This window comes from Leisingera sp. ANG-M6, assembly GCF_000813905.1.
Taxonomy (GTDB): Bacteria; Pseudomonadota; Alphaproteobacteria; order Rhodobacterales; family Rhodobacteraceae; genus Leisingera.
In genome coordinates, this window is sequence record NZ_JWLG01000013.1 from 380,406 (window position 1) to 407,161 (window position 26,756).

Sequence of the window (26,756 nt, forward strand, 5' to 3'; positions counted from 1 at the left end):
AAATGACGCGCTTGGTCCATTCGCAAGCCTGGGCGGCCATCGCATAATCTTTGGTGCACGAATGCAGAAAGCAAACAGGGGAATGCGCATGTCCACGCATCAGACGCAGGTTGTCATCATTGGCGGCGGGCCTTCGGGGCTGCTGCTGTCGCAGCTCTTGCACTGCAAGGGGATCGGCTCGATCGTGCTGGAAAAGCATACCCGGGAGCATGTGCTGGGCCGCATCCGGGCAGGGGTGCTGGAGCATGGTTTCGTCAACCTCATGCGCGAGGCGGGCTGCGGCGCCCGCATGGACCGCGAGGGGGAGATCCACGAAGGTTTTCTCATCGCCCATCAGGGACAGTTGGACCGCATCGACCTGGCAGGCCGCACCGGCGGCGACACGGTGGTGGTCTACGGCCAGACTGAAGTGACCCGTGACCTGTATGAAGCGCGGGACGCAATGGGCGGCGCGGTCATTCACGAGGCGCAGAATGTGCAGCCGCAGGCCCTGACCGAAGCGCGCCCCTTTGTGACTTGGGAGCAGAATGGAGAGGCGCAGCGGGCCGAATGCGATTTCATCGTTGGCGCCGACGGGTTCCACGGGGTCAGCCGCAAGTCGATCCCGTCTGAGGTGCTGAAGGAATATGAGAAGGTCTACCCCTTTGGCTGGCTGGGGGTACTGTCAGAGACACCGCCAGTGGCCGAAGAGCTGATCTATGCACGGCATGAGCGCGGTTTTGCCCTCTGCTCGCTGCGCAGCCGGGTGCTGAGCCGCTATTACATCCAGGTGCCGCTGACCGACCGCGTGGAGGATTGGAGCGATGCGGCGTTCTGGGAGGAGTTGAAGCGGCGGCTGCCCGCGGGCGTGGCGGCGGGCCTGCAGACCGGCCCGTCGATCGAGAAATCCATCGCGCCGCTGCGCAGCTTTGTGGCCGAGCCGATGCGCTATGGCAATCTGCTCCTGGCAGGCGACGCGGCCCATATCGTGCCGCCTACCGGTGCCAAGGGGCTGAACCTGGCGGCGTCAGACATCCACTATCTCTACCACGGTTTCCTGGATCACTACCTGAAGGGTGACAGTACCGGGCTGGACGCCTATTCGGAAAAGGCGCTGGCGCGGGTTTGGAAGGCGGAGCGGTTCAGCTGGTGGATGACCAACCTGCTGCACAGGGCGCCGGAGGGGTCGGAGACCGACCTGAGGCTGCAAAGGGCGGAACTGGATTACCTGTTTTCCTCAGAAGCAGCACAGGTCTCGCTGGCTGAGAACTATGTGGGGCTTCCTTACTGACTGCTGTGGAGGACTCGCTTTATTACTCGAAAGCAGGGGCTCCCGTGCCTTGTCAGTGCATCGAAGATGCCCGGCCAAGCCTTGGGTCTGGCGCCGCGCAGAAGCGCGGCGCGGCAGCGAGCCTTGCGCGCTGCCTGGCCCAACGCGGCCCAAGGTCCAGCGTCAGCCGGCCGCCAGGGCAGGGGCGGGAGCGCCCCAGGCGACCGTCAGCTTCCGGCTGCTTCCGCGCGGAGCCTCAGCTAGATCCAGCAGCGCTGCGCCGAAATCTGCAAAGGAGATTTGCGAGTTGCCCTCAGCATCCGTGACCAGCGTGTCAGTTCCAAAGCGGTAGCTGCCGGTCTGCGGCCCTTCTGCCAGCATCGCGGGCGGGCGGAGGCAGGTCCATTGCGCTTCGGTCTCTGCGTCCAGCAGGGCGTCCTGTGCGGCGCAGGCCTCGGCGATTGGGCGGACGCCATCGGGCAGGAAACCCGGTGCAGTCAGCACCGTATGGCCGCTGCCATCTGCCAGCTTCAGCGTCGCGGCGCCGCCGGTCACCAGTGCGGGGATGCCTGCCTGCCGTGCAGCAGCCAGTGCGGTGCGGGTCAACGGTACCAGATCTGCCTCGCGTCCTGCAGACGGGCGCAGGGCGCTGATCAACAGGTCATGTCCCCTGGCCGCTTCCGCCGCGGCGTCAGGTTGCTTCAGCAGATCCAATGCAAACGGTGTGACATTCGGGCTGATGGCGGCCAGCGCCTGCGGCTGGCGCGCCACTGCGGTCACGTGGTGGCCACGGGATACTGCCGCTTTCAAGGCTGCGCTGCCTACGTCGCCGGTGGCACCGAAAAGAATGATTTTCATGACGCTCTCCTGGTTGTCTTGATGTCGAGATATATAGCCATAAATCTTGACGTCAAGATAAAACTGCCCGGCTGGGTGCTTATGGCCGCCGCGGGCTTGGCAGGGCGGGGCAGGGCGGCTAGGTCTGAAGGGAACCGCAACGGAGCGCCAGGGAGGCCCAGCCTATGCAGATGAGTGACCAGAAAGAGATCGCCGCCGATCCGGCAACTGTCTATACAGCGCTGCTGACGCCGGAGGTGCTGCAGGCCTGCGTGCCCGGTGCGCAGGAGGTGACCGGCACGCCGGAAGACGGCTTTGAGGCCACGGTCACCCAGAAGGTCGGGCCGGTCAAAGCCACTTTCAAGGGACAGGTCACGCTGTCGGATCTGATTGAAAACGAAAAACTGACCATCTCCGGCGAAGGCAAAGGCGGCGCGGCTGGATTTGCCAAGGGCGGTGCTGTCGTGACTTTGGCGCCGTCTGAAACCGGCACGCTGTTGTCTTATGACGTTGAAGCTAAGGTCGGCGGCAAGCTGGCGCAGCTGGGCAGCCGGATCATTGACGGCTTTGCCAAAAAGATGGCGGATCAGTTCTTTGCCAATCTTCAGGCGCATCTGGCGCCGGAAGATGAAAACCAGGATGGCGATGCACCGGAAGAGGGTGAGGAAAAGAAGGGCTGGTTCAGCAAGGTGACAGGCCGCGGCTGACCCCTGCGCTGGCGCACAGTTCATTCTGCGGCGTGATCCTGCGGGCAGGGCTGGCAGGCGCAGCAAACCGCCGCTAGGGTGGCCGGGATTTAAGACCATCCCGGAGGCACCATGGCGGCGATCCTGTCTATCCGCGATCTGCGCAAAACATACGATGGCGGTTTCCAGGCGCTGAAAGGCGTTTCTCTGGAAATTGAAGAGGGTGAAATCCTTGCCCTGCTCGGCCCCAATGGTGCGGGCAAGACCACGCTGATTTCAACTATTTGCGGCATTACCACCGCGACCTCCGGGGTTGTCGGTGTGGGCGGGTTCGACAATGTCGGCCAGTTCCGGCAGGCGCGTGCCCTGATCGGTCTGGTGCCGCAGGAGATCACGCTGGAGCCCTTCACCAAGGTTCTGGATACTGTCACGTTTTCCCGAGGCCTGTTCGGCAAGCCTGCCGATCCCGTGCTGGTCGAGGAGGTCTTGCGCAAACTGTCGCTGTGGGAGAAGCGGGACAGCCGGATCATGGACCTGTCGGGGGGCATGAAGCGGCGGGTGCTGATTGCCAAGGCGCTGGCGCATGAGCCGCGCATCCTGTTCCTGGATGAGCCGACCGCGGGCGTTGACGTCGAGCTGCGCAAGGACATGTGGGAGATCGTCCGGGAACTGAAGGCGGACGGGGTCACCATCATCCTGACCACCCACTACATCGAGGAAGCCGAAGCGATTGCCGACCGGGTCGGTGTGATCACCGGCGGCGAGCTGCTGCTGGTCGAGGAAAAGGAGCAGCTGATGGCCCGAATGGGGCAGAAACAGCTGGAGGTGCAGCTGACTGCACCGGTCGAGGTTATCCCCGCGGCGCTGGCGCAGCACAATCTGCAGATCGTCAACGGCGGTGATGCCTTGCTTTATACCTATGACACCCGGGCGGAGCGCACCGGTATCACCACGCTTTTGAACGATGTGGCGGAGGCAGGGCTGGTGCTGGCGGATGTGCAGACCCGCGAATCCAGTCTGGAAGATATCTTTGTCGGCCTGGTTTCGGCTGGCGCGGCGTCGGAGGATGCAGCATGAACTGGACAGCAGTAGCCACCATCTACAAGGCGGAAATGGCACGGTTCTGGCGCACTTTTCTGCAAAGCTTTATTTCGCCTGTTCTGTCCACCTCGCTCTATTTCGTGGTGTTCGGCAGCGCCATCGGCAGCCGCATCCAGGAGGTTGACGGGGTCGAATACGGCGCCTTCATCGTGCCGGGGCTGGTGATGCTGTCGGTGATCACGCAGAGCATCTCCAACGCATCTTTCGGGATCTACTTCCCGAAATTCATCGGCAATATCTATGAGATCCTGTCGGCGCCGATCAACTTCCTGGAAGTGGTTGCGGGGTTTGTCGGCGCGGCGGCGACTAAGTCGCTGTTTATCGGCACGGTGATCCTCTGCACGGCCTCGCTGTTTGTGGATCTTTCGGTCCAGCATCCGCTGGCGATGGTGGCGTTTCTGGTGCTGACCTGCCTCAGCTTCTCACTGATGGGGTTCATTATTGGAATCTGGGCCGGGAATTTCGAACAGCTGCAGCTGGTGCCTTTGCTGGTGGTGACACCGCTGGTGTTCCTGGGCGGGTCATTCTACTCGATCTCTATGCTGCCGCCGGTCTGGCAGACGATCACCTTGTTCAACCCTGTAGTCTACCTGGTCTCCGGCTTCCGCTGGGCCTTTTTCGGCCAGGCGGATGTGCCTGTGCTGCTGAGCCTTTGCGCCATTGGAGGGTTTACTCTCGCTTGCGTGGGCGTGATCTGGTGGATCTTCAAAACGGGCTGGCGCATCCGCGCGTGACCCGGCGCTGATGCACGATGTTGCGCCTGCAGCCAGTTCCGAGCGTTAGCACGGTGCTGGCTCCGCGGGAGGCAACAGCTGCAAGCCGCTGACCTTAGTGGCTGGCAAGCAGCCGTGCTCTTTGCCGTGCGCAAACCAGCGTTGCAATTATGCCCGCGACTGTGCGGTTTTTGCATTTCACGCCAATTCCCAAGACCGCGCACCTTGTTTCACCCCGGGCGGCCCTCTACATCGGCGCCATGAGATTTCACCTGCCTTTCCTGAAAAGACAGCCGCTGGTGGCAGTGGTTCGCCTCAATGGCGCTATCGGAATGCCCGGGCGCGGCTCCCTGAGCGATGCAGCACTGGCCCCGGTATTGGAGCGTGCCTTCCGCAAGGGCAAGCCCGCCGCCGTGGCGCTGGAGATTAATTCGCCCGGAGGCTCGCCGGTGCAAAGCTCGCTGATCGGCGCCCGCATCCGGCGGCTGTCGGAAGAGCTGGAAGTGCCGGTCTATGCCTTTGTCGAAGATGTTGCCGCCTCTGGCGGCTATTGGCTGGCGGCGGCCGCGGATGAAATCTGGGCCGACGCTAGTTCCGTTCTGGGTTCAGTCGGGGTTATCTCTGCTGGATTTGGGGCGCATGTGCTGCTGGCCCGCCAAGGGGTGGAGCGGCGGGTTTATACCGCGGGTGAGAGCAAATCGATGCTGGACCCGTTCCGCCCGGAAAACCCTGAGGATGTGAAGCGCCTCAAGGTGATCCTGAACGACATCCACGCCAATTTTATCGACCACGTCACCGAGCGCCGCGGCTCCAAGCTGCACAGCGAAGAGAGCCTGTTCACCGGCGAAATCTGGCTGGCGCGCCGGGCCGAGGAACTGGGGCTGATCGACGGCATCGGCCACTTGAAGCCCAAAATGCAGGAACGGTTTGGCGAGAAGGTCCGCTTCCGCCGCTATGGCCTGAAGAAACCGCTGCTGAGCCGCTTTGGCATGCAGGTCGCGCAGGATGCGCTGGCCGGGATCGAGGAGCGTGCCGAATACGCGCGTTTCGGTCTCTGACGTGCTGTTCAAGATCGTTGCAATCTTTCTGGTGGTGATGGCTGTGCTGGCGATGTTCGGCAAGCTGCGGTTTCCCGGCCAGAAGCAAATAAATTCCAGGCGCTGCCCGTCCTGCGGCCGCTTCAAGATCGGCAGGGGGCCGTGCGCCTGTAAGAAGGGGGATCGTGGCAAATGATGCCATGGCTGTATTCGGCGCTTGGTTTGGTCATCCTGCTGCTGGCGGGAGACGCGCTGGTGCGTGGTGCGGTGAACCTCAGCCTGCGGCTGGGGGTTCCTGCGCTGATTGTCAGCCTGACCATCGTCGCCTTCGGCACTTCGGCACCGGAGCTGCTGATCGCCATCAGTGCCGTGCATGAGGGTGCTGACGGCATCGCAATGGGCAATGTGGTGGGCTCCAACACTGCCAATATCCTGCTGGTGCTGGGCATACCGGCCCTCATGCGTGCATTGCACACCAGCGAATGCAGCACACGCAAGAACTATATCTTCATGCTCGGCGCGTCGGTGCTGTTCATCGGCCTGGCCTTTTGCGGCACTTTCACCATCTGGTCCGGCCTGATCTTGCTGGCCGCGCTGTCCGTGGTGCTGGGTATCGCCTTCCGCGAGGCGCGTAACCACCGCCGCAACGGCAAAGGCAATGGCTGCGCCGCTGATGCGGATCTGGAAGAGATCGAGGAAGCCGACCCTGACATGCCCTATTGGCGTGTCTGTATCTACTTGCTGCTGGGATTGATCGGCCTGCCGCTGGGCGCCGACTTGCTGGTGGACAATGCCAGCATCATTGCGCGCACCTACGGCATCAGCGAAACGGTCATCGGCCTGACGCTGGTGGCGGTCGGCACCTCGCTGCCGGAGCTGGCCACCACTGTGATGGCGGCGCTGCGCCGCCAGGCGGATGTGGCGCTGGGTAATGTGATCGGCTCCAACATGTTCAACCTGCTGGCCATCATAGGCATCGCCACCTTTGTTGGCCCGATCAGCGTGGATCCGGAGTTCCTGCAGTTCGATCTGTGGGTGATGCTGGGGGCCTCGCTGCTACTGATCCCCTTTGTCTTCTTCAAACAGGACATCACCCGGATTTGGGGTGTAATTCTCACCGCGCTTTATCTGGCTTATATGGCCGTCCTGTTTTAACTGTTTCTCTGCATTTTCAGCAGGGAGGCACAGATGCGGGCATTGGTGACCGGAGCGGGCAGGCGGCTGGGGCGTGCCATGGCTTTGGAGCTTGCGGCGCAAGGATACGATGTCGCTATCCACTATGCCTCTTCAGCTGATGAGGCTCAGGATACGGTCAATCATATCCGTGCAAAGGGCTGCCAGGCGGTCGCGTTGCAGGCGGACCTGCTGGAAGAGGACCAAGCCCAGGCGCTGCTGCCGCGGGCAGCGGACGCGCTGGGCGGTCCGGTTACCTGCCTGATCAACAATGCCTCCGTGTTCGAGCATGACACGCTGGCCACGGCCACCCGCGGCAGCTGGGACCGGCATTTGGACAGCAATTTGCGGGCGCCGTTTGTGCTGCTGCAGGCGATGGCGGAACAGGATGTTCCGGTTGACTTGGATGCTGCCGGCGAGCCGCGAGCCTGGGGCCTGGCAGTCAATATGATCGACCAGCGGGTGCGCAAGCTGACACCTGAATTCATGAGCTACACCCTGGCCAAATCAGCGCTGTGGACCTTGACGCAGACGGCAGCGCAGGCGCTGGCTCCGCGGATCCGCGTCAACGCCATCGGTCCAGGCCCGACCCTGCAAGGGCCGCGGCAGAGCGCGGAGCAATTCGACCGCCAGCGTAAGGCCACCATTTTGCAGCGCGGCGCGGATGCGGGGGATGTTACCGCGGCTCTTAGCTATTTGCTGCAGGCAAAGGCCGTGACGGGCCAGATGATCTGCGTCGACGGCGGTCAGCACCTGGGTTGGCAGACCCCGGACAGCGACGGTCTTGAGTGACGCAAACGCCGGGAAAACCGTCCCTTTCGCTGCAAGTTTTGCACCGGCTCACCTATCGTCACGGAAGCGTTACAAAAGTGCCTTTCTTTTCAAAACCTTGACAGGTAGCGTGAAAAATTTTGCGTTAAATCAGCACTTTAACAGGGTGCCTAAAATTTAGGCATTTGTCCAAAACCGCTCTGAAATAAGAGAAAAGGCGGGATAGCCCAAAGATATCTCCGCAGTTATCCACAGCTTCCGTGGATTTCCCCGCTCTTGATCCTGGCACGCAAACATTGCAGCCATCGCCGGGGAATCATATGTCTTGGCGCATGACTGACCAGCCTTCCGAAACTGCCCCGGATTCGCCTGTCCGCACCGGCTATGCCGTGATTCAGGATTATGTGAAAACTCTGGACGCATCGCCCGGCGTCTACCGGATGCTGGATGCGGACAGCCGGGTGCTTTATGTCGGCAAGGCGCGCAATTTGAAGGCGCGGGTGTCGAACTACACCCGTCCCGGCAACAGTCCGCGGATCGAGCGGATGATCGCTCTGACTGCCTCGATGATGTTTCTGACCACCCGGACGGAAACCGAGGCGTTGCTGCTGGAACAAAACCTGATCAAGCAGCTGAAGCCCAAGTACAACGTGCTGCTGCGCGACGACAAAAGTTTCCCCAATATCCTGGTGGCCAAGGATCATGCTTTTCCGCAGATCAAGAAGCACCGCGGCGCCCGCAAGCAGAAGGGCAGCTATTTCGGCCCCTTCGCCAGCGCAGGCGCGGTGAACCGGACGCTCAACCAGCTGCAAAAGGCGTTCCTGTTGCGCAACTGCTCGGATTCGATGTTCGAGACCCGCACGCGGCCCTGCCTGCAGTACCAGATCAAGCGCTGCACAGCGCCCTGCACTGGGCTGATCAGCGAGGAGGATTATGCCGCCAGCGTGCGTGACGCCGAACGGTTCCTGTCCGGCCGCTCCACCAAGGTGCAGGAGGAACTGGCCGAGCAGATGATGGCCGCATCCGAGGCGATGGAGTTCGAGCGCGCCGCCGCGCTGCGCGACCGGATCAAGGCGCTGACCCAGGTGCAGACTTCGCAGGGTATCAACCCGCGCGGGGTGGCGGAGGCGGATGTGATCGGCCTGCACATGGATGGCGGCCAGGCCTGCGTGCAGGTCTTCTTCATCCGCGCCAACCAGAACTGGGGCAACCAGGATTTCTACCCGCGGGTGGATGCGGACAACAGCCCGGCAGAGATCTTGGAGGCCTTCCTAGGCCAGTTTTACAGCAACAAGGAGCCGCCGCGGCAGCTGATCCTGTCCGACGGCATCGAAAACGCTGACCTGATGGAGGCTGCGCTGAGCGAGAAGGCAGAGCGCAAGGTCGAGCTGCTGGTGCCCCAGCGCGGCGAAAAGACCGAGCTGGTCGCCTTTGCGGTGCGCAACGCGCGCGAAAGCCTGGCCCGCCGCATGGCCGAGAGCGCGACGCAGGCCAAACTGCTGCGCGGTCTGGCCGAGGCTTTCGGCCTGGACGGCCCGCCGCAGCGGATCGAGGTCTACGACAACTCCCATATCCAGGGCACCAATGCCGTGGGCGGCATGATCGTGATGGGGCCGGAGGGCTTCATGAAAAACGCCTACCGCAAGTTCAATATCAGGGGGGACGACCTGGTGCCGGGCGATGACTTCGGCATGATGAAGGAAGTGCTGAACCGCCGCTTCTCGCGCCTTCTGAAAGAAGACCCGGACCGGGAAAAGGGCTTGTGGCCGGACTTGCTGCTGATCGACGGCGGCGCCGGGCAGGTCTCTGCCGTGGCAGAGATCATGGAGGCGCACGGGGTTCAGGACATCCCCATGGTCGGCGTCGCCAAAGGTGTGGATCGCGATCACGGCAAAGAAGAATTTTACCGCCCCGGTGAAAGCGCCTTTGCCCTGCAGCGCAATGACCCGGTGCTCTATTTCGTCCAGCGGATGCGGGACGAGGCGCACCGGTTTGCGATTGGCACCCACCGCGCCAAACGCGCCAAGGCGGTCAGTGCCACGCCATTGGATGAGGTCCCTGGTGTCGGCGCCTCGCGCAAGCGGGCGCTGCTGGCGCATTTCGGCAGCGCCAAGGCCGTGAGCCGCGCCAATCTGGCCGACCTCAAGGCCGTGGATGGGATCTCCGAAGCGCTGGCTGAACGGATCTATGACCACTTCCACGCGCAGGGGTAGGCTGCTGATTTTGGGCTGAGAGGCAATCGTGCTAAGTCTGAAGGGCAGCCCTTAACTGCCCGGAGGAATTATGCCTGTCTCCCTGACCGTGAAAAACGTTGTCTATGACACCTATTCGGTGTCCGGAAAAACGCTGCCGGACATTGCCAAGAGCATCAAGAAAAGCGGCCCCAAAGACCCCAACGACAACAAGAAGGTGGCCTTTCTGACCACCACGGAACTGGAATGCCTGACGGCCAAGGGCAAATATGTGGCTGACGGCAAACCCAAGGTCGATAAGAAAACCGGCTGGTTCGAGGTGACGGCCAAGGTCTCAGCGCTGAAACTGATCCTGCACACAACGGTCAAATGCCCCAAACGCTCTGTCAGCGGGTTGTCGCCGCGGGCGCTGATCGAATGGTACCGCTTCTATGCTTGCTGCCTGGTGCATGAGGCGGAACATGTGAGCAAGGCCAAGAAGGAATGCGAGAAGATTGCCAAGGAATTGAACAAGCTCAAGGGTACCGGGCTGGCGGATACTGAAGCGGATGCGCTGAAGATGGCACAGGAAGACCTGATGCGGGTGATCAACATTCACATATTCGACGACCGCGACCGTCTGAACGAGATGCACCGGAAATTCGACCGGTCCAGCCATCACGGCGAAAAGAAGGGCGCGCTGCTGGATACTTCGGTGGGGTGAAGAGGACGCGCCCCTCGTGCAAACTTCGCTCGATGACCTCAACCCGCCACTGCGCTTCTGTGCCTGTTGCCGCTGAATTTTGGCTAACGCCGCTTTCCACTTGCGAAACAGACGGATAATGTGCGCCGCATGAAGTGGACTCTGCCCAATATCCTCACCCTGCTGCGGCTGGTCGCAGCGCCCGGCCTGGCCGTGATGTTCCTGTATTTCAGCCGCCCCTACGCGGACTGGTTTGCCCTGCTGCTGTTTGTGACTGCGGCGGTGACCGACTGGTTCGACGGCTATCTTGCGCGCGCCTGGAAGCAGGAAACCAAGATGGGCGCGATGCTGGACCCGATTGCTGACAAGGCAATGGTGGTCATCGCACTGATGATCCTGGTGGGGTATTCCGCTGAACATTGGACTCCATGGCTGGTGCTGCCCGCCACTGTGATCCTGTTCCGCGAGGTGTTCGTGTCCGGCCTGCGCGAGTACCTTGGTGCAGCGGCCGGCACGCTGAAGGTGACCAAGCTTGCCAAGTGGAAGACCACGGCCCAAATGATCGCCATTGCTACGCTGTTCTCGCAGGGTATCTTTGAGCACTATCTGGTGATGTCCTCGTTTGGCATGGATCAGGCGCTGATCGAACAGATCATGACCGGCCAGGTCTCTGATGAAATGGGCCTGCGCTGGAAATTCGACGGAATGGTCTGGACTGGCCGTATCGGGCTATGGCTGCTGTGGATTGCCGCCGCCCTGACCGCCATCACCGGGATCGACTATTTGCGCAAGGCGATGCCGCATTTGAAGGAGGCTCATTGATGGATGTCCTGTATTTCGCCTGGGTGCGCGAGCGCATTGGCTTGCCGCGCGAGCGGGTGGAAACCACTGCTGCCACGGTCGCGGACCTGGTCGAAGAACTGCGCGCCCGGGAAGACCGCTACGCCGCCGCTTTTGCCGATCTGTCTGCGCTGCGTGTTGCACTGGACCAGGAACTTTCGGAATTCGACGCCCCGCTTGATGGCGTGCGCGAGGTTGCCTTCTTCCCGCCGATGACTGGGGGCTGAACGATGCGGATTTCCGTGCAGGAAGCCCCGTTTGAACTAGGTGCAGAAAGCGATGCCTTTGCAGCAGGTGTGAACAATGCTGGTGCGTTGGTGACCTTCACAGGTGTGGTACGGGACGCCGATCAGGGCGATCTCCAGGCGATGGAGATCGAGCATTACCCGGGCATGACCGAGAAGGCGCTGACTGCGATAGCCGAGGAGGCCATGAGCCGCTGGTCGCTGGCTGATGCGCTGGTGATCCACCGCCATGGCCGTCTGGCTCCGGGCGAACGCATCATGATGGTTGCCACCGCGGCGCGGCATCGGAAGGATGCCTTCGAGGCGGCGGAGTATCTGATGGATTACCTGAAGTCCCGTGCGCCATTTTGGAAGAAGGAAATCCTCAGCGGTGGAAGTGCGGACTGGGTCGCGGCCAAAGACACTGACGAAGATGCCCTCAAACGCTGGTAAGGCTCCGGGGAGGCGGGTGCTCCCGTCATGCGACCAATCATCATAGATGATTTCCGCCTGTTGGGCCGGGCGCCGCGCTTCGCGAGGCGGTTTGCATTTTGCTGAGAAGGCCTGAAGAGGCAGGCCTGCCCAGTCAGGCTAAGTTCGAGTGTGGTTGAAGGCTGGCGCCTCAAGGACAAGCCGCTTTGCGGGGCCTGCAGCCTCCTTGACCCGCCGGAGTATGAGCCGCCCGCGCCGCGCGACAGCGCGGCGCTTGGCCCAAGTCTGTTCAGATTGTGATGGCGCAGCCAGCGCGGTCTGCAGACGCGGGAGTATCCCGCTGCTTCAAGCTGCTCAGTGCGGGATCTGGCTGCGCAGCTCTTCGGTTTCGCGGCGGGCCTCGCGCAGGCCCTCCATTGCCGCCCGCAGCTCTGCTTCGGTCTGGGTCAGCTGATTGGTCAGCTCCGCCTCGCGCTGCTGCAGATAGGTGATCGCCTGATCGCGGGTTTCCTCCGCCTCATGCAGCTCCTGGCTCATCCGGTCCAGGTCGGCCACGTCGCTCTGACGCACGCGGGTGAAGCGGTGCACCAGCCAGTTGGCGAACCAGCCCATGGCGAAGGCCGCAAACAGGATGATCGCGGTGGTAATGATGAACTCTGTCCTGTTCATTCCTCTGGTGTCTCCTGTGCGCCGTCTGCGCTTTCGGCGGCCGCGCCGCTGTCGTCGTCATTTACTTCAGTCTGCTCCGCCGGGCGGACCAGTTTGAACTCGATGCGGCGGTTGGCCTCGCGGCCTTCCTCGGTGCCGTTGTCGGCAATCGGCTCACTTTCGCCATAGCCCTTGGCCGCGAAAGTCGAAGTCACCACCCGGCGCGCGCGCAGCTCGTTCAGAACCGATTGCGCCCGTGCCTGGCTCAGGTTCTGGTTCATCACTTCGCGGCCCTGGCTGTCGGTATGGCCCTGAATCTCCAGCCGCACCGGGCCGCAGTTGCCCAGCACCTCCGCAATCCGGTCCATGGTGGCAGCGCTTTCGGCGGCAATTGTGGCGGAACCGGGTTCAAAGGCAATTTTCGACTCGGCTTGGGCTCCAGCGAGCTGTGCCTCGCAAAGCTCCGGCGGGATCGGCTGATCCGCAGGCGCAGGTGGTTCCTCATAGGTGATGTCGAGGCCATAAGTCTCTGCCTCGCCCAGTTTGGCGGACAGGAAGCGGGAGATCTCGGCAAGTGCATCCTTGCGGTAGCTCATCCCGCGCAGTTCCAGGTTTTCCGGGGTTACTGTCACTGAGCCGCGCTGCAGATAGGAAAGCACCTCCAGCCCGGCCAGCACCCGAACCGGCCAATCCGCGGGCAGGTCGGCGACGACACGGGTGGCGGTATGCACATTGGCGGAGCCAAAACGTGCCTTGGCATAGCTGTCGGCCACCGTGCGCAGGGCCGCATCGCTCAGCCGGCCGCGCAGCTGGACCTGGCCCTCGGGGCTGAGGGTTGCGGTGAATTCGGGCGGGCCGGCAGTGGCGCTGGCCTCTGGCACCGGCAGAACTGCGTGCAGGGCAAAGACCCGGGGCAGGGCGCTTTCCAGCTCACCCACCACATGGTCGAATGCGCCGCTGGCAGTGCCTTCCGCGGCAACCAGCGTAATGTCGGCGTTGGCAATGGTGACGGTCCCGCCGCCCAGTTCGGCTAGGCTGGCGATGCTCAGTTCCGACGCGCGGGCCCAATTGGGGGAGGGCACCCCCATGCCGATCACGCAGTCTGCTTCGCCTTCAAGCCCGGCCTTGCGGGCGGCTTCCAGGATGCGATTGCGGCTTTCCTCGCTCTCGGCAGAGCAGGCGTCGAACTGGGCGCCGTCCTTGTCCAGCAGGAACCGCAGGGTAAAGGGCGTGATCACCGGACGCGGCGCCGCAATGTCCATCGCCAGCCGCAGCCCCGGGGGGGCCAGACGGCCAAGCTGCTCTTCCAGCTGATGCTTCGCCTCTTCACTGCCGGATATTGCGGTGATGGAGACCTCGCCGGCTTCAACCGAAATCTTGGCGCGGGGCAGCAGCTTCAGTGCTTCGACGGCGAAATCCAAAGCCTGTTGCCAGCCCTCGGGCTTGGCATATTTGGCTGTTTCCAAGAGGTCGGCCACACTGCCTTCACCGGCGAGAGCGTTCAACTGTTTGACCATCGCAGCACGGCCGGAGCCTGCGGGGATCAGACCGATGATCGAAATGCCGCTGTCGTTACGCAGGATTTCAGCGGAAAACCGGGGTGGCGCCAGACCTTTGGCCGGGGGGACCTTCATGCCGTCGATGATCCGCGCCGCGTCGACGACGCCGCCGACAAGCGAAATCACAGAGAACCGGGTTGCTTCGTCCGGGGCGGTGCCTTCGAGCAGTACCTGCAGCCCGTCGGCCGTAACCTCGGCCCAGGTGTGGCCTGCGGTGTCGAGTGTCTCGCGCACCCCGGTTTCGGTGCTGCGTTCCACCGCGGTGACAGCAAACCCGGCAGCAACAAGGCTCAGCCCTGCGGCAGCAGTGAAGGCCAAGCCTGGGATCAGCAGAGAGGACAAGCGCATATGGCGGCAGTTTCCCTTGGTCAGTTAGTGGCTCTTACCCTGCGCGGGGCCGCGGTTCAATCACACGAACATGGCCAGGGCAAAGAAGATCAGCGGGATCAGGCCGGTATCGCGGTTGAGGCGGAACAGCTGCAGCAGCCGTGCATTGTTTTCCGCGTCAAAGGCACGCAGCTGCCAGGTCATGTGCCAGCCCATTGCCCATGGGGCGGCCAACGCCAGTACCAGCGCCAGAACAGAGGCGCTTTCCAGCATTGCACCGATCACCGCCATCGCCATCAGGCAGACAAAGGCGACGATAAAGCGGCGCAGCCACATCGGAGTTTCCGTGCCGAACAGCCGGGCGGTGGATTTCACTCCGATCAACGCGTCGTCCTCTGTGTCCTGGTGGGCATAAATGGTGTCGTAGAACAGCGTCCAAGCGATGCCTGCGAGATACAGCAGCACCGGCGGCCAGCCCATGCTGCCGGTATGCGCCACCCAGGCCAGCATCGCCCCCCAGTTGAAGGCGAGGCCCAGAAACACCTGCGGCCACCAGGTGAACCGTTTGGCAAACGGGTAGACTGCCACGGGCAGCAGCGACAGGATGCCCATGGCTATGGCGGCTTGGTTGAAGGTCAGCAGGATCATCAGGCCCAAAAGGCACTGCAGACCCATCCAGGCCAGCGCGCCCTTGACCGTGACCTGGCCGGAGGGGATCGGGCGTGACCGGGTGCGCTCCACCTGGCCGTCGAAGTTGCGGTCGGTGATGTCATTCCAGGTGCAGCCCGCCCCGCGCATCAGCCATGCGCCGCCCGCGCAGCCGATGGCAATCCACAAGTCGCTCCAGCGCGGGCTTTGATCCGCCAGGATCGCCAGGGCAAGCCCCCACCAGCAAGGGATCAGCAGCAGCCAGGTGCCGATCGGCCGGTCAGCGCGGCTGAGGCGCAGGTAGGGGCGTGCCCACTCCGGGGCATATGTGTCGACCCAGTTTCCCTTGACCGCATCCGCGACCTGACCCTCTGGTGCTGGTGTCTCGCCTTGCATATGTAGGACCCCATGAGTGCGAAAATCAGACTGTATGTAGAGCACCCTTTGGGGGCAGGGCAATCACTTCCCTTGGATCGTGATCAAGCGCATTACCTGTTCGGAGTGATGCGTCTGACGGCGGGCGCCCATGTGGCGTTGTTTAACGGCAAGGACGGCGAGTGGCTTGCCGAGGTTGCGGAGGCTGGCAAGCGCGGCGGCACGTTGGTTTGCCAGGAGCAGTCCAAGCCCTTGCAGCTGCCGCCGGACCTGTGGCTGATGTTTGCGCCGATCAAGAAAGCGCGCACTGACTTTATCGTTGAAAAGGCCGCTGAGATGGGCGCTGCGCGCATCCTGCCGGTACAGACGGAGTTCACCAATTCCGAGCGCATCCGCCAGGACCGGCTGCAGGCCCATGCTGTAGAGGCGGCAGAGCAATGCGGCGGCACCTATGTGCCGGAGGTGGCGGACCTGCAGAAGCTCTCCCGCCTGCTGGACCATTGGCCAATTGAGCGGCAGCTGATGTTCTGCGATGAGGCTGAAGTAGGCAATGCGCTGCAACTGGCCGCAGAGACGCAGAAGGGCGCCTCTTGGGCCATTCTGATCGGCCCCGAAGGCGGATTTTCCGAGGCAGAGCGCAAGCGGCTGCATACGCTGCCGCAATCCCATGTGGTCAGCCTTGGCCCCCGCATCCTGCGCGCTGATACCGCCGCGGTGGCGGCAATGACCCTTTGGCAGCAGGCGCTGGGGGACTGGTAGAAGGAGGCTGCGTGACTCTGGTCACAGACTGGAAACCATTTTCGGTTAACCTTTGAGTGTGCCGCGGCGTCCGCGGCCATTGCATCTGCGGCCCGGGCCCCACAAGTAAGGAGGGCACGGCAGGCTGTACCGGCTGCCAGACGTTTGAATGAGGCGAAACACATGAGTTTCATCCGCCCCGAAGCCCGCGAAACCCTGTGGCAATGGCGCGAAGTCCTTGCCGCCGCGCTGATGTTCTTGCTGGGACTGAAATGGGCGTATTCCGCGGCCGGCTTCACCGCGATCACCGGCTGGGCGCTGGTTGCCACCGGGCTTGTCGCTGCCGTCATCGGCGTCCAGCGGATGCGGTTCCGGCGCGGCAGCGGCGGTCCTGGCGTGGTGCAAGTGGATGAGGGGCAGATTGCCTATTTCGGGCCGCTCAATGGCGGCGCTGTGGCGGCCTCGGAACTGGAGCGGCTGGCTCTGGATCACACGTCCAAACCGCCGCACTGGCTGCTGGAGCAGCCCGGCCAGCCGCCGCTGGCAATCCCGGTGAATGCCGAAGGCTACGAGGCACTGTTTGACGTCTTTGCCGCCCTTCCCGGCCTCAAGACGGAGCGGATGCTGGCGGAGCTGCGCCGCCGCGGCCCTCACCAGGTCGTGATCTGGGAGCGCGCCGCCAGCCGCCCGGAACATCAGCGCCTGCATTGACACTGGCGGCGATTCCGCCCACGACTGACCCTTCAAGACAGATCTAACAGGACGGAGTGCCAGGCATGTCCATTCCCCAGTCCGGCGGCGGGCCGATCGAACGCCACGAGCAGCTTGCCCAGTATCTTGCCGACGGCTGCAAACCCAAGGAAGACTGGCGCATCGGCACCGAGCATGAGAAGTTCGGCTTCTGCAAGGACACGCTAAAGCCGCTGCCCTATGCCGGTGAACGCTCCATCCTGGCGGTGCTGGAAGGCCTGCGCGACGGCCATGGCTGGGCGCCGCTGACCGAAGGCGACAACCTCATCGGCCTGACCAAGGACGGCGCCAACATCAGCCTGGAGCCGGGCGGCCAGCTCGAGCTTTCGGGCGCGCCGCTGGAAACCATCCATGAGACTTGCGATGAGGTGAACGCCCACCTGCGCGACGTCAAGGATATCGCCGACAAGATCGGCGTCGGGTTCATCGGCCTGGGTGCCGCCCCTGTGTGGCACCATGAAGACATGCCGCTGATGCCCAAGGGGCGCTACAAGCTGATGGACGGCTACATGCAGGAAGTCGGCACCATGGGCACCACCATGATGCGCCGCACCTGCACCGTGCAGGTGAACCTCGACTTCTCGTCCGAGGCCGACATGGTGCAGAAACTCCGGGTGGCGCTGGCGCTGCAGCCGGTGGCCACGGCACTTTTTGCCAACTCCCCGTTCCTGGACGGACAGCCCAACGGCCACAAGTCCTGGCGCGCCCGCGTCTGGCGTTCGCTGGACGCCGACCGCACCGGCATGCTGCCGTTTGTGTTCGAGGAAGGCTTCGGTTTTGAAGCCTGGGTGCAGTATGCACTCGATGTGCCGATGTATTTCGTCTACCGCAACGGCGAATACATCAATGCGCTGGGAATGTCCTTCCGCGACTTCCTGAAAGGGGAACTGCCCGCGCTGCCGGGTGAAACCCCTACGCTCAGCGATTGGGCCGACCACCTGACCACCATCTTCCCCGAGGCCCGCATTAAGAAATTCATCGAGATGCGCGGCGCCGACGGCGGCCCCTGGCGCCGCCTTTGCGCGCTGCCGGCCTTCTGGGTTGGCCTCACCTATGATCAAACCGCGCTTGATGCCGCCTGGGACCTGGTCAAGGGGTGGGACGCGGAAACCCGCGACGCGCTGCGCGTTGCCGCCTCCGAGCAGGGGCTGCAGGCCAAGGTGAATGGCATCAGCATGCACGAGCTGGCCCGCGAAGTGGTAGCAATCTCCGAAAGCGGCCTCAAGGCCCGCGCCCGCCCCGGCGCAGGCGGGCTGGTGCCGGATGAAACCCACTTTCTGAACGCGCTGAAGGACAGCCTGGAAACCGGCAAGGTGCCCGCGGACGAGCTGCTGGAGCGGTACAACGGCGCCTGGGAAGGTGACCTCAGCCGGATCTACGGTGAGTTTGCCTACTGACAGCCTGCAATCTTGCACCTGCACACCCAGCTTTTCCTCAAAGGAAGGGCTGGGTTTTTCCATTCTGCGGCCCCGGCACAGCCTGCGGCTTTCAGCGGGGTCAGGGCATTGCCTGACCAGAGTTGTTTTGCGGCTTGCCGGCAAAATTGCACACGGATATTCAGCCGCTGTTCATTGAAACAAAGGTTTGAACTATGCGCGATTTTTTCATCTCGGCCTTCGAGAAACTTGTTGGCCTGATTGTCATTCTGATGGTTGTCGGTGTGCTCGGTGGTGCCGCTGCAATTTACTCCGATCCCTTCAAGGGCGGTACCCTTCCCGCCCTTTTGGTGCTGCTGGGCGGGCTGCTCTACGTGATCATGCTGGGCGGAATGCTGTACCTGTTCCTTGGCATCTACCACAACACCAAACGCACCGCTGAGGCCGTGGACCGTCAGGCGCGGAGCTGACACTGCTGTAAAGAAAACCGGCGGCAGGTTGCCCTGCCGCCGGCTGTTTTTCGTGAGTGGCAGCTTCAGGCCTTATTGCGCCTGAAGTTCTTCCGGGGTCTTTTCAGCAATATCGGTCCAGTTAACGCTGGCCTTCTCGATGAAGCCCGGGATGTCGCCTTCCCAGCGTTCCTGAATGTCTTGCGACAGGTTCAGGTACAGGGTGTTGTCGACGATCTTCCAGTGGTTCGGATCACCGTCGAACTTGAAGCCCATCGCGGTGCCAAAGGCGCAGTAGCCGCCGTAGGCCGGCACATAGGCCTCGGGATTCTTCTCAAAGGCCGCTTTGTGCTCTTCCGAGGCAAAGCGGTAGGTTGCGTCATTGTAAATGGAAGTGATTTTGTAGCTGCCCTTGGTGGGGGCACCGTCCGTGAAATATGCGACCGGATCGTAGCCCTGCATGGCCAGGCCGGTGGAGGATGCGTTGATCTCAACGCCCGCCGCCAGTGCCGAGGTTGCCATTGCAACCGACAGAGCCACACCGCTGATCAGTGCTTTTACTTTGTTCATGGTCCCGTCCTTTCAAATCCCGGCCGCGGCGTTCCCAAATGCTTGCCCAGCCGGCGTTTCACCATGTGTGCCGCGGTATGCTGCGGGTCACGGCACCGATGTGGAGAGCCGGGCGATCACATTCAAAACAACTCAATTTGACTGTGCGCATGGTGGATGCTCGCTGTGCAACGATGCGCAGAACGGGTGACAGCCTGCCCGGATGCAGGCAGACTGTGGGCAGGAAAACCGGAGGACAGGATGACACGCACATTCCCCACCCGCCGCGCCTTGCTGGCTGGCCTTTTGGCGGCCTCAGCGCTGGCAGGAACAGTCGCAGCTCAAAGTATCAGCGGCAGCTACCGCGCCGAGGGCCGCAACCCCGATGGCAGCACCTATTCCGGTACGGTTCAGATCAACGACAATGGCGGCGTGGTCGAAATGAACTGGCAAGTTGGAGCCCAGGCTTATGCCGGGACCGGCACCCGCAACGGCGATGTGGTCTGGGTAGATTGGGGCGATACCTACCCGGTGGTCTACGTGCGGATGCCTAGCGGAGAGCTGCACGGCACCTGGTCGAATGGCCGCGCGCTGGAACGGCTCATTCCTTAGACTGCAAGGACAGGACAAAGCGGATCACCTTCTCCGCCGGCATCTCGCAGGGTTTCAGCCGTGCTCCGAACCTGAGCCGGTAGAGATTGAGGCTGATGTAATCCGTGCCGCCCAGTTCCCGCGCCACCAGCTTCTGTGATTTTCCGTTTGCCAGGTTTTCGCGGCAAACCATGTATCTGCGCCCTTCCGCGGTCCCGGTGAAGGCACCAAGGGGAAGGGCGTCAAAAGCTGCCAGAAACGCCTGCAGCTCCTTTGCTGTCACTTCTGGCCGATACGCGGTTCAGTGCCTGCCCGCAGGCGCGCAATATTGGCGGAGTGCCGGATGAAGACCACCGCGGCCAGCAGCAGTGCGAGCAGCGCAACCACCTGGTATCCCAGCAGTATGGCCCAGACTGCGCCTGAAGCGGCTGAAACCAGCGCCCCCATTGAGGATATCCGGGTCACGGCGGCTGCCGCGAGCCAGGTCAGGCAGCAGGCGATGCCAACCGGCCAGGCCAGCGCCAGCATCAGCCCCAGGAAGGTGGCCACACCTTTGCCGCCCTTGAAGCCCAGCCAGACCGGAAAGCAGTGGCCGAGGAAAGCCATCAGACCTGCCGCCTGCGCCGCATCCTCGCCAGCCAGGGAGCGGGCCAGCAGCACCGCCGCTGCGCCCTTGCCGCCATCCAGGAGGAGTGTCAGTGCCGCGGCGGCCTTGCTGCCGGTGCGCAGCACGTTGGTGGTGCCGATGTTGCCCGATCCGATCTCGCGCAGGTTGCCAAGGCCAAAGACCCTGGTGACAAGCATGCCGAAGGGCACCGAGCCGAGGCCATATCCGATTACCGCCCACAGGATCAGAACCGCCGCTGAACTTTCCAGTACTGGCATCAGTCTCTCCGGTAGACGGGCTGGCCCGCAACATATGTCGCTTCGACCCGGCCCTGCATCCGCTGGCCGTCATAAGGCGTGTTCTGCGATTTCGAGCGCAGCTTGAAGCGATCCAGCACAAACGGAACGTCCGCATTAAACAGCACCAGATCGGCAGGCGCACCTGCCGCCAGGCGGCCGCTGTCCAACCCCAGCCGCCGGGCTGGGTTCAGCGACATCGCACGGAACAGGGCTGGCAGGTCCAGAAGCTCGGCGTGATACAGCCGCAGCGCTGCAGGCAGCAGCGTTTCCAGCGCCACCGCGCCGGCCGCAGCTTCCTCAAACGGCAGGCGCTTGCTTTCCTCATCCTGCGGCGTGTGCATGGAGGAGATGATGTCGATCAGCCCGGTCCGCACCGCCTCAACCACTGCCAGCCGGTCATCCTCGGAACGCAACGGCGGCTTCACCTTGAAGAAACTGCGGTAGCCTGCCACGTCCAGCTCATTGAGCGTCAAGTGATGGATCGAGGTACCTGCAGTGATGTCCAGCCCATTGGCCTTGGCGCGCTCCAGCGCGGGCAGGGCGCGCGCGGTGGTGATCTGGTCGGCGTGGTATTTCGCACCGGTCATTTCCAAGAGCGCAATATCGCGGTCCAGCCCCATCCGTTCCGCCATCGGGGAAACAGCCGGCAGTCCGTAGAGCGCTGCGAACTTGCCGCTGGTGGCGGCAGCGCCCTTGCTCAGAACCGGTTCTTGCGGGTGGGCGATGACCAGCGCGCCGCAAGACCGCGCATAGGTCAGGGCCCGCTGGAACACTTTGGTGTTGCTGACCACATGGTCGCAATCGGAAAACGCCACCGCGCCGGCATCCATCAGAAAGCCGATCTCGGTCATTTCGCGGCCTTCGCGTCCCTTGGTCAGTGCCGCCATTGGCAACACGTTAACCGGCGCATCTGCCTGGGCGCGCCGGGTGACAAACTCCAGCGTCTCCGGGCTGTCAATCGCGGGTGTGGTATCGGGACGGGTGACGATGGTTGTGACACCGCCCGCCGCCGCTGCCAGTCCTGCGGATTTGTAGCTTTCCTTATGACGCTCGCCCGGCTCGCAGACCTTGACGCCAATGTCGACAATGCCCGGCGCCAGGCATTTGCCGCCGCAATTCACCTCGGTCACATCTTCCGGCGTGAGGCCATGCGCGCGCAGCATCCGGGCGGAATCGGCAGCATCCTTTTCAACCGCTGCGATCCGCCCGTCCCGCACGAGAACCGCGCCCGGCGTGTCGGTGCCTGCCTCGGGATCGATCAGGCGGGCGTTGATAAAGAGAGTGCTCATGCCTTGGCTCTTTCGATTGCGTTTTGGGTCGCGGCCGGGTCGGCCTGGTATTTGATCAGGTGCTTGTCGCCGCCTTTGGTGACGACCTGCACATAGCTGCCCATGGTTTTGACAGCTTCGATTTGGGAGACCGGCACCGAACGCCCTGCCGGGCCGGAGAGGGTCTCTTGCGTCAGTGTCCAGACCACCGCCAGTTCCTCGCTGGCCATGTACCAGCCGCGCAAGGCGATGGCCGCCAGCCCGCCCACAGCGCCGGTCCAGATGTGCGGGCTGTCCATGAACCACAGAACGGCCATAGCGCCGCCCATGCCAATTGCCGCCATCCAAGCGTGCGCGCGGATGTAGGCGCCGCGGTCGGGTTTGAATTCTATCGCCGTCATCAGAACACCATGGCCCATACAGCCAAGGCAATCAGGACAATGACAATGGCAAACAGGGCGGCGCCTATGCGGCGGGCTTGGCTGCGGGCCTCTCGCGGGGAAAGCTTGGGCGCGGAATAGGGCTTGGCGCTTTCCGACGTGGCCGGGGCTGCGCTCCAATTGGTCTGCCGCTCGCCATAGGTGCCCTTAAGCACGATTTGTTCTGCCGGGGTCAGCCGCGTCTCTTCACCGCCGAAGGCGCGGGAGCGGACAAGCAGAACGTGGCCGTCCAGCGCCTGCAGCATCTCGCGGTCCTCCTCGACCTGCGCGCGCGGCACGCCGCAGCCTTCGATAAGGTAACCGGCCAGACCAATTTCCTCCAGGTCTGAAACCGGGAAGATTTCCACCTGCTCCATGTCCAGAGTTTTGATGCCCAGCACCTGCGCCAGCGCGCCCGGTTCCTTCAGGAAGGCCGCCTGTTCGGGCCGCATGTCCAGGACAAACAGCCGGATTACGCCGCGCTCACCCGCCGGGATTTGGATCACACCGCTCATCCCGTCAGCCAGCCTTGGCCTGGCGCCCGGCGCGCAGGTTGCGGGCCAGGAGGTCCATTGCCGCCATCCGCACCGCGACGCCCATTTCCACCTGTTCCTGAATGACCGAGCGGTTGATGTCATCGGCAAGTGTTCCGTCAATCTCCACGCCGCGGTTCATTGGACCGGGGTGCATGACGATGGCGTCGGGCTTGGCCAGCGCCAATTTCTCGGCGTCGAGGCCATAGCGGTGGTAATACTCGCGCTCCGAGGGGATGAAGCCGCCGTCCATGCGCTCTTTTTGAAGACGCAGCATCATGACGACGTCCACGTCCTTCAGCCCCTCGCGCATGTCGTCATAGATCTCGGCGCCGAACTCTGCGAACTGGCCGGGCACCAGTGTCGGCGGGCCGATCAGGCGGATGCGGTTTTCCATTTTGCCCAAAAGGATCAGGTTGGACCGCGCCACGCGGGAATGCGCGATGTCGCCGCAGATCGCGATGTTCAGCCGGTGCAGCCGGCCCTTGGAGCGGCGGATGGTCAGCGCATCCAGCAGCGCCTGGGTCGGGTGCTCATGCTTGCCGTCGCCCGCGTTCAGAACCGCGCAATTCACCTTCTGCGCCAGCAGATCCACCGCGCCGGAGTGGGGGTGGCGGACGACCAGCAGGTCCGGGTGCATCGCATTCAGTGTCATGGCGGTGTCGATCAGGGTCTCGCCCTTTTTGATCGAGGACGCCTGCATCGCCATGTTCATCACATCGGCGCCCAGCCGCTTGCCCGCCAGCTCGAAAGAGGCTTGGGTGCGGGTGGAGTTCTCGAAGAACATGTTGATCTGGGTAAGCCCCGCCAGCACGTCGGAGTGCTTCTCCGGGCGCCGGTTCAGCGCCACATAGTCGTCGGCCAGATCGAGGATCGCGGTGATCTCATGCGGCTTCAGCGGTTCGATGCCAAGCAAATGGCGGTGTTCGAAGGACATATGGGGCAGCTCCGCTTGATTTGCCGGTTCTTATAGGCGGGGGGGGCGGAACGGGCAACGGCTGCGTGCGGAGTGCGGCCAGAGAATTTGAGTATTTGCAGCAAGATGACAGGGAGGTGTTCCGCTTGTCCGGCGGGCGGAGTAGCTTGGGCGCATGGAATCGGCATTGGATTACTGGAGCGCGCGGGCGCTGTTGGAGTGGCAGGCGGAGCTTGGCGCAACCGAAGCGCTGTGCGACGCCCCTCTCGACCGCTATGCTCTGGAGCAGGCCGCGCCGAAGCCGAAACCGGGTGCCGCCCCCGCGCCGCCACCCAAACCCAAGGAAGTTGATCCAGTCGAGGTGGCACAGAAAGCTGCCAGGGGTGCGGGTTCACTGCCGGCCTTGCGCGATGCGATGGACGGCTTCATCCACTGCGACCTGAAACGCGGCGCCCGCAATCTGGTGTTTTCTGACGGACAGGCAGGCGCGCGGGTGATGATCATCGGCGAGGCGCCGGGCCGCGATGAGGACCTGCAGGGCAAGCCGTTTGTCGGCCGCGCAGGGCAGCTCCTGGACAAGATGCTGGAGGCGATCGGCCTCAGTCGCGCTGAGAATGCCTATATCACCAATGTGCTGCCCTGGCGTCCGCCGCAGAACCGCGACCCGCTGCCCGCCGAGATTGCCATGCTGACACCTTTCCTGGAACGGCACGTGGCGCTGGCTGAGCCGGAGGTGCTGGTCCTGATGGGCAATATCAGCTGCCAGGCGGTGCTGGGCAAACGCGGCATCACCAGGCTGCGCGGGCAGTGGGATCAGGCCTGGGGCAAGCCGGTCATACCGATGTTCCACCCCGCCTATCTGTTGCGCCAACCCACGCAAAAACGGCTGGCCTGGGCGGATTTGCTGGAACTGAAGGCCCGTTTGGGGAGCCTGTCCTGAGGTAGCAAATGAAAATTCTGGCGTTCTCCGATCTGCATCTTTCAGCCTCCCACGCCGCGGATATCGTGGCGGCCAGTGCGGGTGCGGATCTGGTGATCGGGGCTGGTGATTTCTGCAACATGCGGATGGGGCTGGACAGTGCCGTAGCCATGCTGTCGGGGCTCAAGGCGCCGATGGTGGCGGTGCCTGGCAATGGCGAAAGCGCGGATGAACTGCGGGCGGCAGGGTTTGCCAATACCACGGTGCTGCATGGCGATGGCACGGACATCGAAGGCCTTCGCCTGTTCGGGCTGGGCTACGGCGTGCCGGAAACACCGTTCGGCGGCTGGTCTTGCGACCTGAGCGAGATACAGGCGGGCACGATGCTGGCAGCCTGCGATCACGCGGATATCCTGATTTCCCATTCCCCGCCCAAAGGCTTAGGCGATGTGACCTCCCGCGGGCTGTCCGTCGGCTCCACCGCGGTCCGCGCCGCAGCGCAACGGGTGCAGCCGCAACTGCTGCTCTGCGGCCATGTGCATGATTGCTGGGGCTTCCGGGGGACTCTGGGGAAGACGCAGGTGGCCAATCTCGGCCCTGGAGTGAGCTGGTTCGAGGTGGAGCTGTGATCGACCCCGTTACCCTGCTGGCCTTCATCCCGGCGGCGCTGGCGCTGAACCTGACGCCGGGTGCGGATATGATGTTCTGCCTTGGCCAAGGGTTGCGCTCCGGCCGCGCCGCGGCGGTGGCGGCCAGCGCAGGCATCTCGGCTGGCAGCATGGTGCATGTGGCATTGGCCGGGCTTGGGCTGGGGGCAGTGGTCTCTGCCATGCCGGGGCTGTTCGATGTGATCCGCTGGATCGGTGTGGGGTATCTCCTGTTTCTCGCCTGGGGTGCATTACGCTGCGGGGCAGTGCAGGCCGATGCGCCCTCTGTGCCCGCAAGGCAGGCGTTCCGCTCCGGCTTCCTCGTAAACCTCACCAATCCCAAAGTAATCATGTTCGTGCTGGCATTTGTGCCGCAGTTCGTCCGGCCTGAGGCGGGGCCGGTGCTGGCGCAATTCCTGGTCTTCGGGCTGATCCTGGCGGCAGGCGGATTTGTCATAAACGGGCTGGTGGGGATGTTCGCAGGCCAGGCCGTGCGCCAGCTGACAGGCTCGCCGGTCTTTGCGCGCTGGCTTGGCCGGATCTCGGCCGGAATTTTCACAGGGCTGGCCGTGCGGCTGGCAATCATGGAGAGGGCGTAGATGTCCCGTATCGACGAAAGCATGGAATTCATCCCGGTCCGCATCGCGGTGCTGACTGTGTCCGACAGCCGCAAGATGGAGGACGACCGCTCCGGCCAGGTGCTGGTCGACCGGCTGCGGGAGGCGGGCCACAGTCTGGCCGACCGTAAGATCATTCCCGATGAGCGGACCGAGATCGCCGCTCAACTGCGCGCCTGGATCGCTGATCCCAAGGTGGATGTGGTGATCTCCACCGGCGGTACCGGCCTGACCGGCCGCGACGTGACGGTGGAGGCGCACCGCGACGTCTACGAAAAGGAAATTGAAGCCTTCGGCACTGTCTTCACCTGGGTCTCGATGCAGAAGATCGGCACCAGCGCGGTGCAGTCTCGGGCTACGGGCGGGGTGGCGGGCGGAACTTACCTGTTTGCGCTGCCCGGCAGCCCAGGTGCCTGCAAGGACGGCTGGGATGAAATCCTGTCAAAACAGCTCGATTACCGCCACCGGCCCTGCAATTTCGTGGAAATCATGCCCAGATTGGAGGAACATCTGCGCCGGAAGTAACCCAGCGCTGCGTGTAACCTCGCAAACCTGCGCGGAGAATCCTATATTTTCAAGCAGGC

Annotated in this window: 32 protein-coding genes; 21 read left to right on the forward strand and 11 right to left on the reverse strand. The window is 63.0% G+C overall.

Features of this window, described 5'->3' with window-relative positions:
• Positions 1 to 88 precede the first annotated feature (88 nt).
• A complete protein-coding gene (gene pobA / locus RA24_RS11725) occupies positions 89 to 1,270 on the forward strand; it encodes a 4-hydroxybenzoate 3-monooxygenase (protein ID WP_052269586.1) in 1,182 nt (393 codons plus the stop codon).
• 162 nt (positions 1,271 to 1,432) lie between these two features.
• On the opposite strand, the gene RA24_RS11730 is transcribed toward pobA, so the two are convergent.
• A complete protein-coding gene (locus RA24_RS11730) occupies positions 1,433 to 2,107 on the reverse strand; it encodes an NAD(P)-dependent oxidoreductase (protein ID WP_039191659.1) in 675 nt (224 codons plus the stop codon).
• Between the two features lie 164 nt (positions 2,108 to 2,271).
• Here RA24_RS11730 and RA24_RS11735 point away from each other — a divergent pair, with 164 nt between their 5' ends.
• The 11 genes from RA24_RS11735 (at position 2,272) to RA24_RS11790 (ending at position 11,958) form a co-directional block, all read left to right on the forward strand.
• Positions 2,272 to 2,793 (forward strand): CoxG family protein, encoded by a 522-nt coding sequence (locus RA24_RS11735; RefSeq protein WP_019297164.1) that lies wholly within the window; start codon positions 2,272 to 2,274, stop codon positions 2,791 to 2,793.
• 111 nt (positions 2,794 to 2,904) lie between these two features.
• Positions 2,905 to 3,849, forward strand: coding sequence for an ABC transporter ATP-binding protein (locus RA24_RS11740; protein WP_039191661.1), 945 nt, complete (start codon positions 2,905 to 2,907; stop codon positions 3,847 to 3,849).
• Positions 3,846 to 4,607 (forward strand): ABC transporter permease, encoded by a 762-nt coding sequence (locus RA24_RS11745; RefSeq protein WP_019297162.1) that lies wholly within the window; start codon positions 3,846 to 3,848, stop codon positions 4,605 to 4,607. Before RA24_RS11740 ends, RA24_RS11745 begins: the two co-directional genes overlap by 4 nt.
• Positions 4,608 to 4,846: 239 nt before the next feature.
• A complete protein-coding gene (locus RA24_RS11750; protein ID WP_029204905.1) occupies positions 4,847 to 5,644 on the forward strand; it encodes a S49 family peptidase in 798 nt (265 codons plus the stop codon).
• A gap of 171 nt (positions 5,645 to 5,815) precedes the next feature.
• Positions 5,816 to 6,778: a calcium/sodium antiporter gene (locus RA24_RS11760; protein WP_019297159.1), complete on the forward strand. Its 963-nt coding sequence runs from the start codon at positions 5,816 to 5,818 to the stop codon at positions 6,776 to 6,778.
• Positions 6,779 to 6,811: 33 nt separating this feature from the next.
• Entirely contained in the window at positions 6,812 to 7,588 is a 777-nt protein-coding gene (locus RA24_RS11765; RefSeq protein WP_039191667.1) for an SDR family oxidoreductase, read from the forward strand.
• A gap of 299 nt (positions 7,589 to 7,887) precedes the next feature.
• Positions 7,888 to 9,780, forward strand: coding sequence for an excinuclease ABC subunit UvrC (gene uvrC, locus RA24_RS11770; protein ID WP_193747127.1), 1,893 nt, complete (start codon positions 7,888 to 7,890; stop codon positions 9,778 to 9,780).
• A gap of 70 nt (positions 9,781 to 9,850) precedes the next feature.
• Positions 9,851 to 10,462 carry a DUF922 domain-containing protein gene (locus RA24_RS11775; RefSeq protein ID WP_039173806.1) on the forward strand — a complete coding sequence of 204 codons (612 nt, stop codon included), beginning with the start codon at positions 9,851 to 9,853 and terminating at the stop codon, positions 10,460 to 10,462.
• Positions 10,463 to 10,591: 129 nt separating this feature from the next.
• Positions 10,592 to 11,263: a CDP-diacylglycerol--glycerol-3-phosphate 3-phosphatidyltransferase gene (gene pgsA / locus RA24_RS11780; RefSeq protein ID WP_019297155.1), complete on the forward strand. Its 672-nt coding sequence runs from the start codon at positions 10,592 to 10,594 to the stop codon at positions 11,261 to 11,263.
• Complete coding sequence (moaD, locus tag RA24_RS11785) at positions 11,263 to 11,508, forward strand: molybdopterin converting factor subunit 1 (protein WP_019297154.1); 246 nt, start codon at positions 11,263 to 11,265, stop codon at positions 11,506 to 11,508. Before pgsA ends, moaD begins: the two co-directional genes overlap by 1 nt.
• 3 nt (positions 11,509 to 11,511) lie before the next feature.
• Positions 11,512 to 11,958, forward strand: coding sequence for a molybdenum cofactor biosynthesis protein MoaE (locus RA24_RS11790; RefSeq protein WP_039191669.1), 447 nt, complete (start codon positions 11,512 to 11,514; stop codon positions 11,956 to 11,958).
• A 333-nt stretch (positions 11,959 to 12,291) separates the two neighbouring features.
• Here RA24_RS11790 and RA24_RS11795 read toward each other — a convergent pair whose 3' ends face one another.
• Genes RA24_RS11795 through ubiA form a run of 3 tightly spaced genes read right to left on the reverse strand, consistent with a single transcriptional unit; the run spans position 12,292 to position 15,515 of the window.
• Positions 12,292 to 12,606, reverse strand: coding sequence for a hypothetical protein (locus RA24_RS11795; RefSeq protein WP_019297152.1), 315 nt, complete (start codon positions 12,604 to 12,606; stop codon positions 12,292 to 12,294).
• On the reverse strand, positions 12,603 to 14,492 hold the full coding sequence (locus RA24_RS11800) for an OmpA family protein (RefSeq protein ID WP_039191670.1): 1,890 nt from the start codon (positions 14,490 to 14,492) through the stop codon (positions 12,603 to 12,605). Before RA24_RS11800 ends, RA24_RS11795 begins: the two co-directional genes overlap by 4 nt.
• A 60-nt stretch (positions 14,493 to 14,552) precedes the next feature.
• On the reverse strand, positions 14,553 to 15,515 hold the full coding sequence (ubiA, locus tag RA24_RS11805) for a 4-hydroxybenzoate octaprenyltransferase (RefSeq protein WP_019297150.1): 963 nt from the start codon (positions 15,513 to 15,515) through the stop codon (positions 14,553 to 14,555).
• Between the two features lie 12 nt (positions 15,516 to 15,527).
• Between ubiA and RA24_RS11810 the strand changes: the two genes are divergently transcribed.
• The 4 genes from RA24_RS11810 (at position 15,528) to RA24_RS11825 (ending at position 18,828) form a co-directional block, all read left to right on the forward strand.
• The gene (locus RA24_RS11810) at positions 15,528 to 16,253 is read left to right on the forward strand and encodes a 16S rRNA (uracil(1498)-N(3))-methyltransferase (RefSeq protein ID WP_039191671.1); all 726 of its coding nucleotides are present in this window, start codon (positions 15,528 to 15,530) and stop codon (positions 16,251 to 16,253) included.
• Positions 16,254 to 16,415: 162 nt separating this feature from the next.
• Positions 16,416 to 16,943 (forward strand): hypothetical protein, encoded by a 528-nt coding sequence (locus RA24_RS11815; RefSeq protein ID WP_019297148.1) that lies wholly within the window; start codon positions 16,416 to 16,418, stop codon positions 16,941 to 16,943.
• A 65-nt stretch (positions 16,944 to 17,008) separates the two neighbouring features.
• On the forward strand, positions 17,009 to 18,379 hold the full coding sequence (locus tag RA24_RS11820; RefSeq protein WP_039191673.1) for a glutamate--cysteine ligase: 1,371 nt from the start codon (positions 17,009 to 17,011) through the stop codon (positions 18,377 to 18,379).
• A 194-nt stretch (positions 18,380 to 18,573) separates the two neighbouring features.
• On the forward strand, positions 18,574 to 18,828 hold the full coding sequence (locus RA24_RS11825) for a hypothetical protein (protein WP_019297146.1): 255 nt from the start codon (positions 18,574 to 18,576) through the stop codon (positions 18,826 to 18,828).
• A 72-nt stretch (positions 18,829 to 18,900) separates the two neighbouring features.
• Here RA24_RS11825 and RA24_RS11830 read toward each other — a convergent pair whose 3' ends face one another.
• A complete protein-coding gene (locus RA24_RS11830; protein ID WP_039149391.1) occupies positions 18,901 to 19,377 on the reverse strand; it encodes a YHS domain-containing (seleno)protein in 477 nt (158 codons plus the stop codon).
• A 240-nt stretch (positions 19,378 to 19,617) separates the two neighbouring features.
• Here RA24_RS11830 and lfb1 point away from each other — a divergent pair, with 240 nt between their 5' ends.
• Positions 19,618 to 19,968, forward strand: coding sequence for an LIC10280 family protein (gene lfb1, locus RA24_RS11835; RefSeq protein WP_039149388.1), 351 nt, complete (start codon positions 19,618 to 19,620; stop codon positions 19,966 to 19,968).
• Here the strand turns inward: lfb1 and RA24_RS11840 are convergent.
• Genes RA24_RS11840 through RA24_RS11865 form a run of 6 tightly spaced genes read right to left on the reverse strand, consistent with a single transcriptional unit; the run spans position 19,958 to position 24,010 of the window.
• Positions 19,958 to 20,230 carry a hypothetical protein gene (locus RA24_RS11840; RefSeq protein WP_039191677.1) on the reverse strand — a complete coding sequence of 91 codons (273 nt, stop codon included), beginning with the start codon at positions 20,228 to 20,230 and terminating at the stop codon, positions 19,958 to 19,960. The genes lfb1 and RA24_RS11840 overlap by 11 nt on opposite strands.
• Positions 20,227 to 20,832, reverse strand: a complete 606-nt coding sequence (plsY, locus tag RA24_RS11845) for a glycerol-3-phosphate 1-O-acyltransferase PlsY (RefSeq protein WP_019297142.1) — start codon at positions 20,830 to 20,832, stop codon at positions 20,227 to 20,229. The genes RA24_RS11840 and plsY overlap by 4 nt, the downstream gene beginning before the upstream one ends.
• A complete protein-coding gene (gene pyrC, locus RA24_RS11850) occupies positions 20,832 to 22,142 on the reverse strand; it encodes a dihydroorotase (protein WP_039149383.1) in 1,311 nt (436 codons plus the stop codon). Before pyrC ends, plsY begins: the two co-directional genes overlap by 1 nt.
• Positions 22,139 to 22,540, reverse strand: a complete 402-nt coding sequence (locus tag RA24_RS11855; RefSeq protein WP_082020356.1) for a hypothetical protein — start codon at positions 22,538 to 22,540, stop codon at positions 22,139 to 22,141. The genes pyrC and RA24_RS11855 overlap by 4 nt, the downstream gene beginning before the upstream one ends.
• On the reverse strand, positions 22,522 to 23,055 hold the full coding sequence (locus RA24_RS11860; RefSeq protein ID WP_039191680.1) for a hypothetical protein: 534 nt from the start codon (positions 23,053 to 23,055) through the stop codon (positions 22,522 to 22,524). The genes RA24_RS11855 and RA24_RS11860 overlap by 19 nt, the downstream gene beginning before the upstream one ends.
• Positions 23,056 to 23,059: 4 nt before the next feature.
• Positions 23,060 to 24,010, reverse strand: coding sequence for an aspartate carbamoyltransferase catalytic subunit (locus RA24_RS11865; protein WP_019297138.1), 951 nt, complete (start codon positions 24,008 to 24,010; stop codon positions 23,060 to 23,062).
• Between the two features lie 154 nt (positions 24,011 to 24,164).
• Here RA24_RS11865 and RA24_RS11870 point away from each other — a divergent pair, with 154 nt between their 5' ends.
• Genes RA24_RS11870 through moaB form a run of 4 tightly spaced genes read left to right on the forward strand, consistent with a single transcriptional unit; the run spans position 24,165 to position 26,697 of the window.
• Positions 24,165 to 24,929, forward strand: a complete 765-nt coding sequence (locus tag RA24_RS11870; RefSeq protein WP_039191683.1) for a uracil-DNA glycosylase — start codon at positions 24,165 to 24,167, stop codon at positions 24,927 to 24,929.
• Positions 24,930 to 24,937: 8 nt separating this feature from the next.
• Positions 24,938 to 25,537: a metallophosphoesterase family protein gene (locus tag RA24_RS11875; RefSeq protein WP_039191686.1), complete on the forward strand. Its 600-nt coding sequence runs from the start codon at positions 24,938 to 24,940 to the stop codon at positions 25,535 to 25,537.
• A complete protein-coding gene (locus tag RA24_RS11880; protein WP_039191689.1) occupies positions 25,534 to 26,154 on the forward strand; it encodes a LysE family translocator in 621 nt (206 codons plus the stop codon). The genes RA24_RS11875 and RA24_RS11880 overlap by 4 nt, the downstream gene beginning before the upstream one ends.
• Positions 26,155 to 26,697, forward strand: coding sequence for a molybdenum cofactor biosynthesis protein B (moaB, locus tag RA24_RS11885; protein WP_019297134.1), 543 nt, complete (start codon positions 26,155 to 26,157; stop codon positions 26,695 to 26,697).
• Positions 26,698 to 26,756 lie beyond the last annotated feature (59 nt).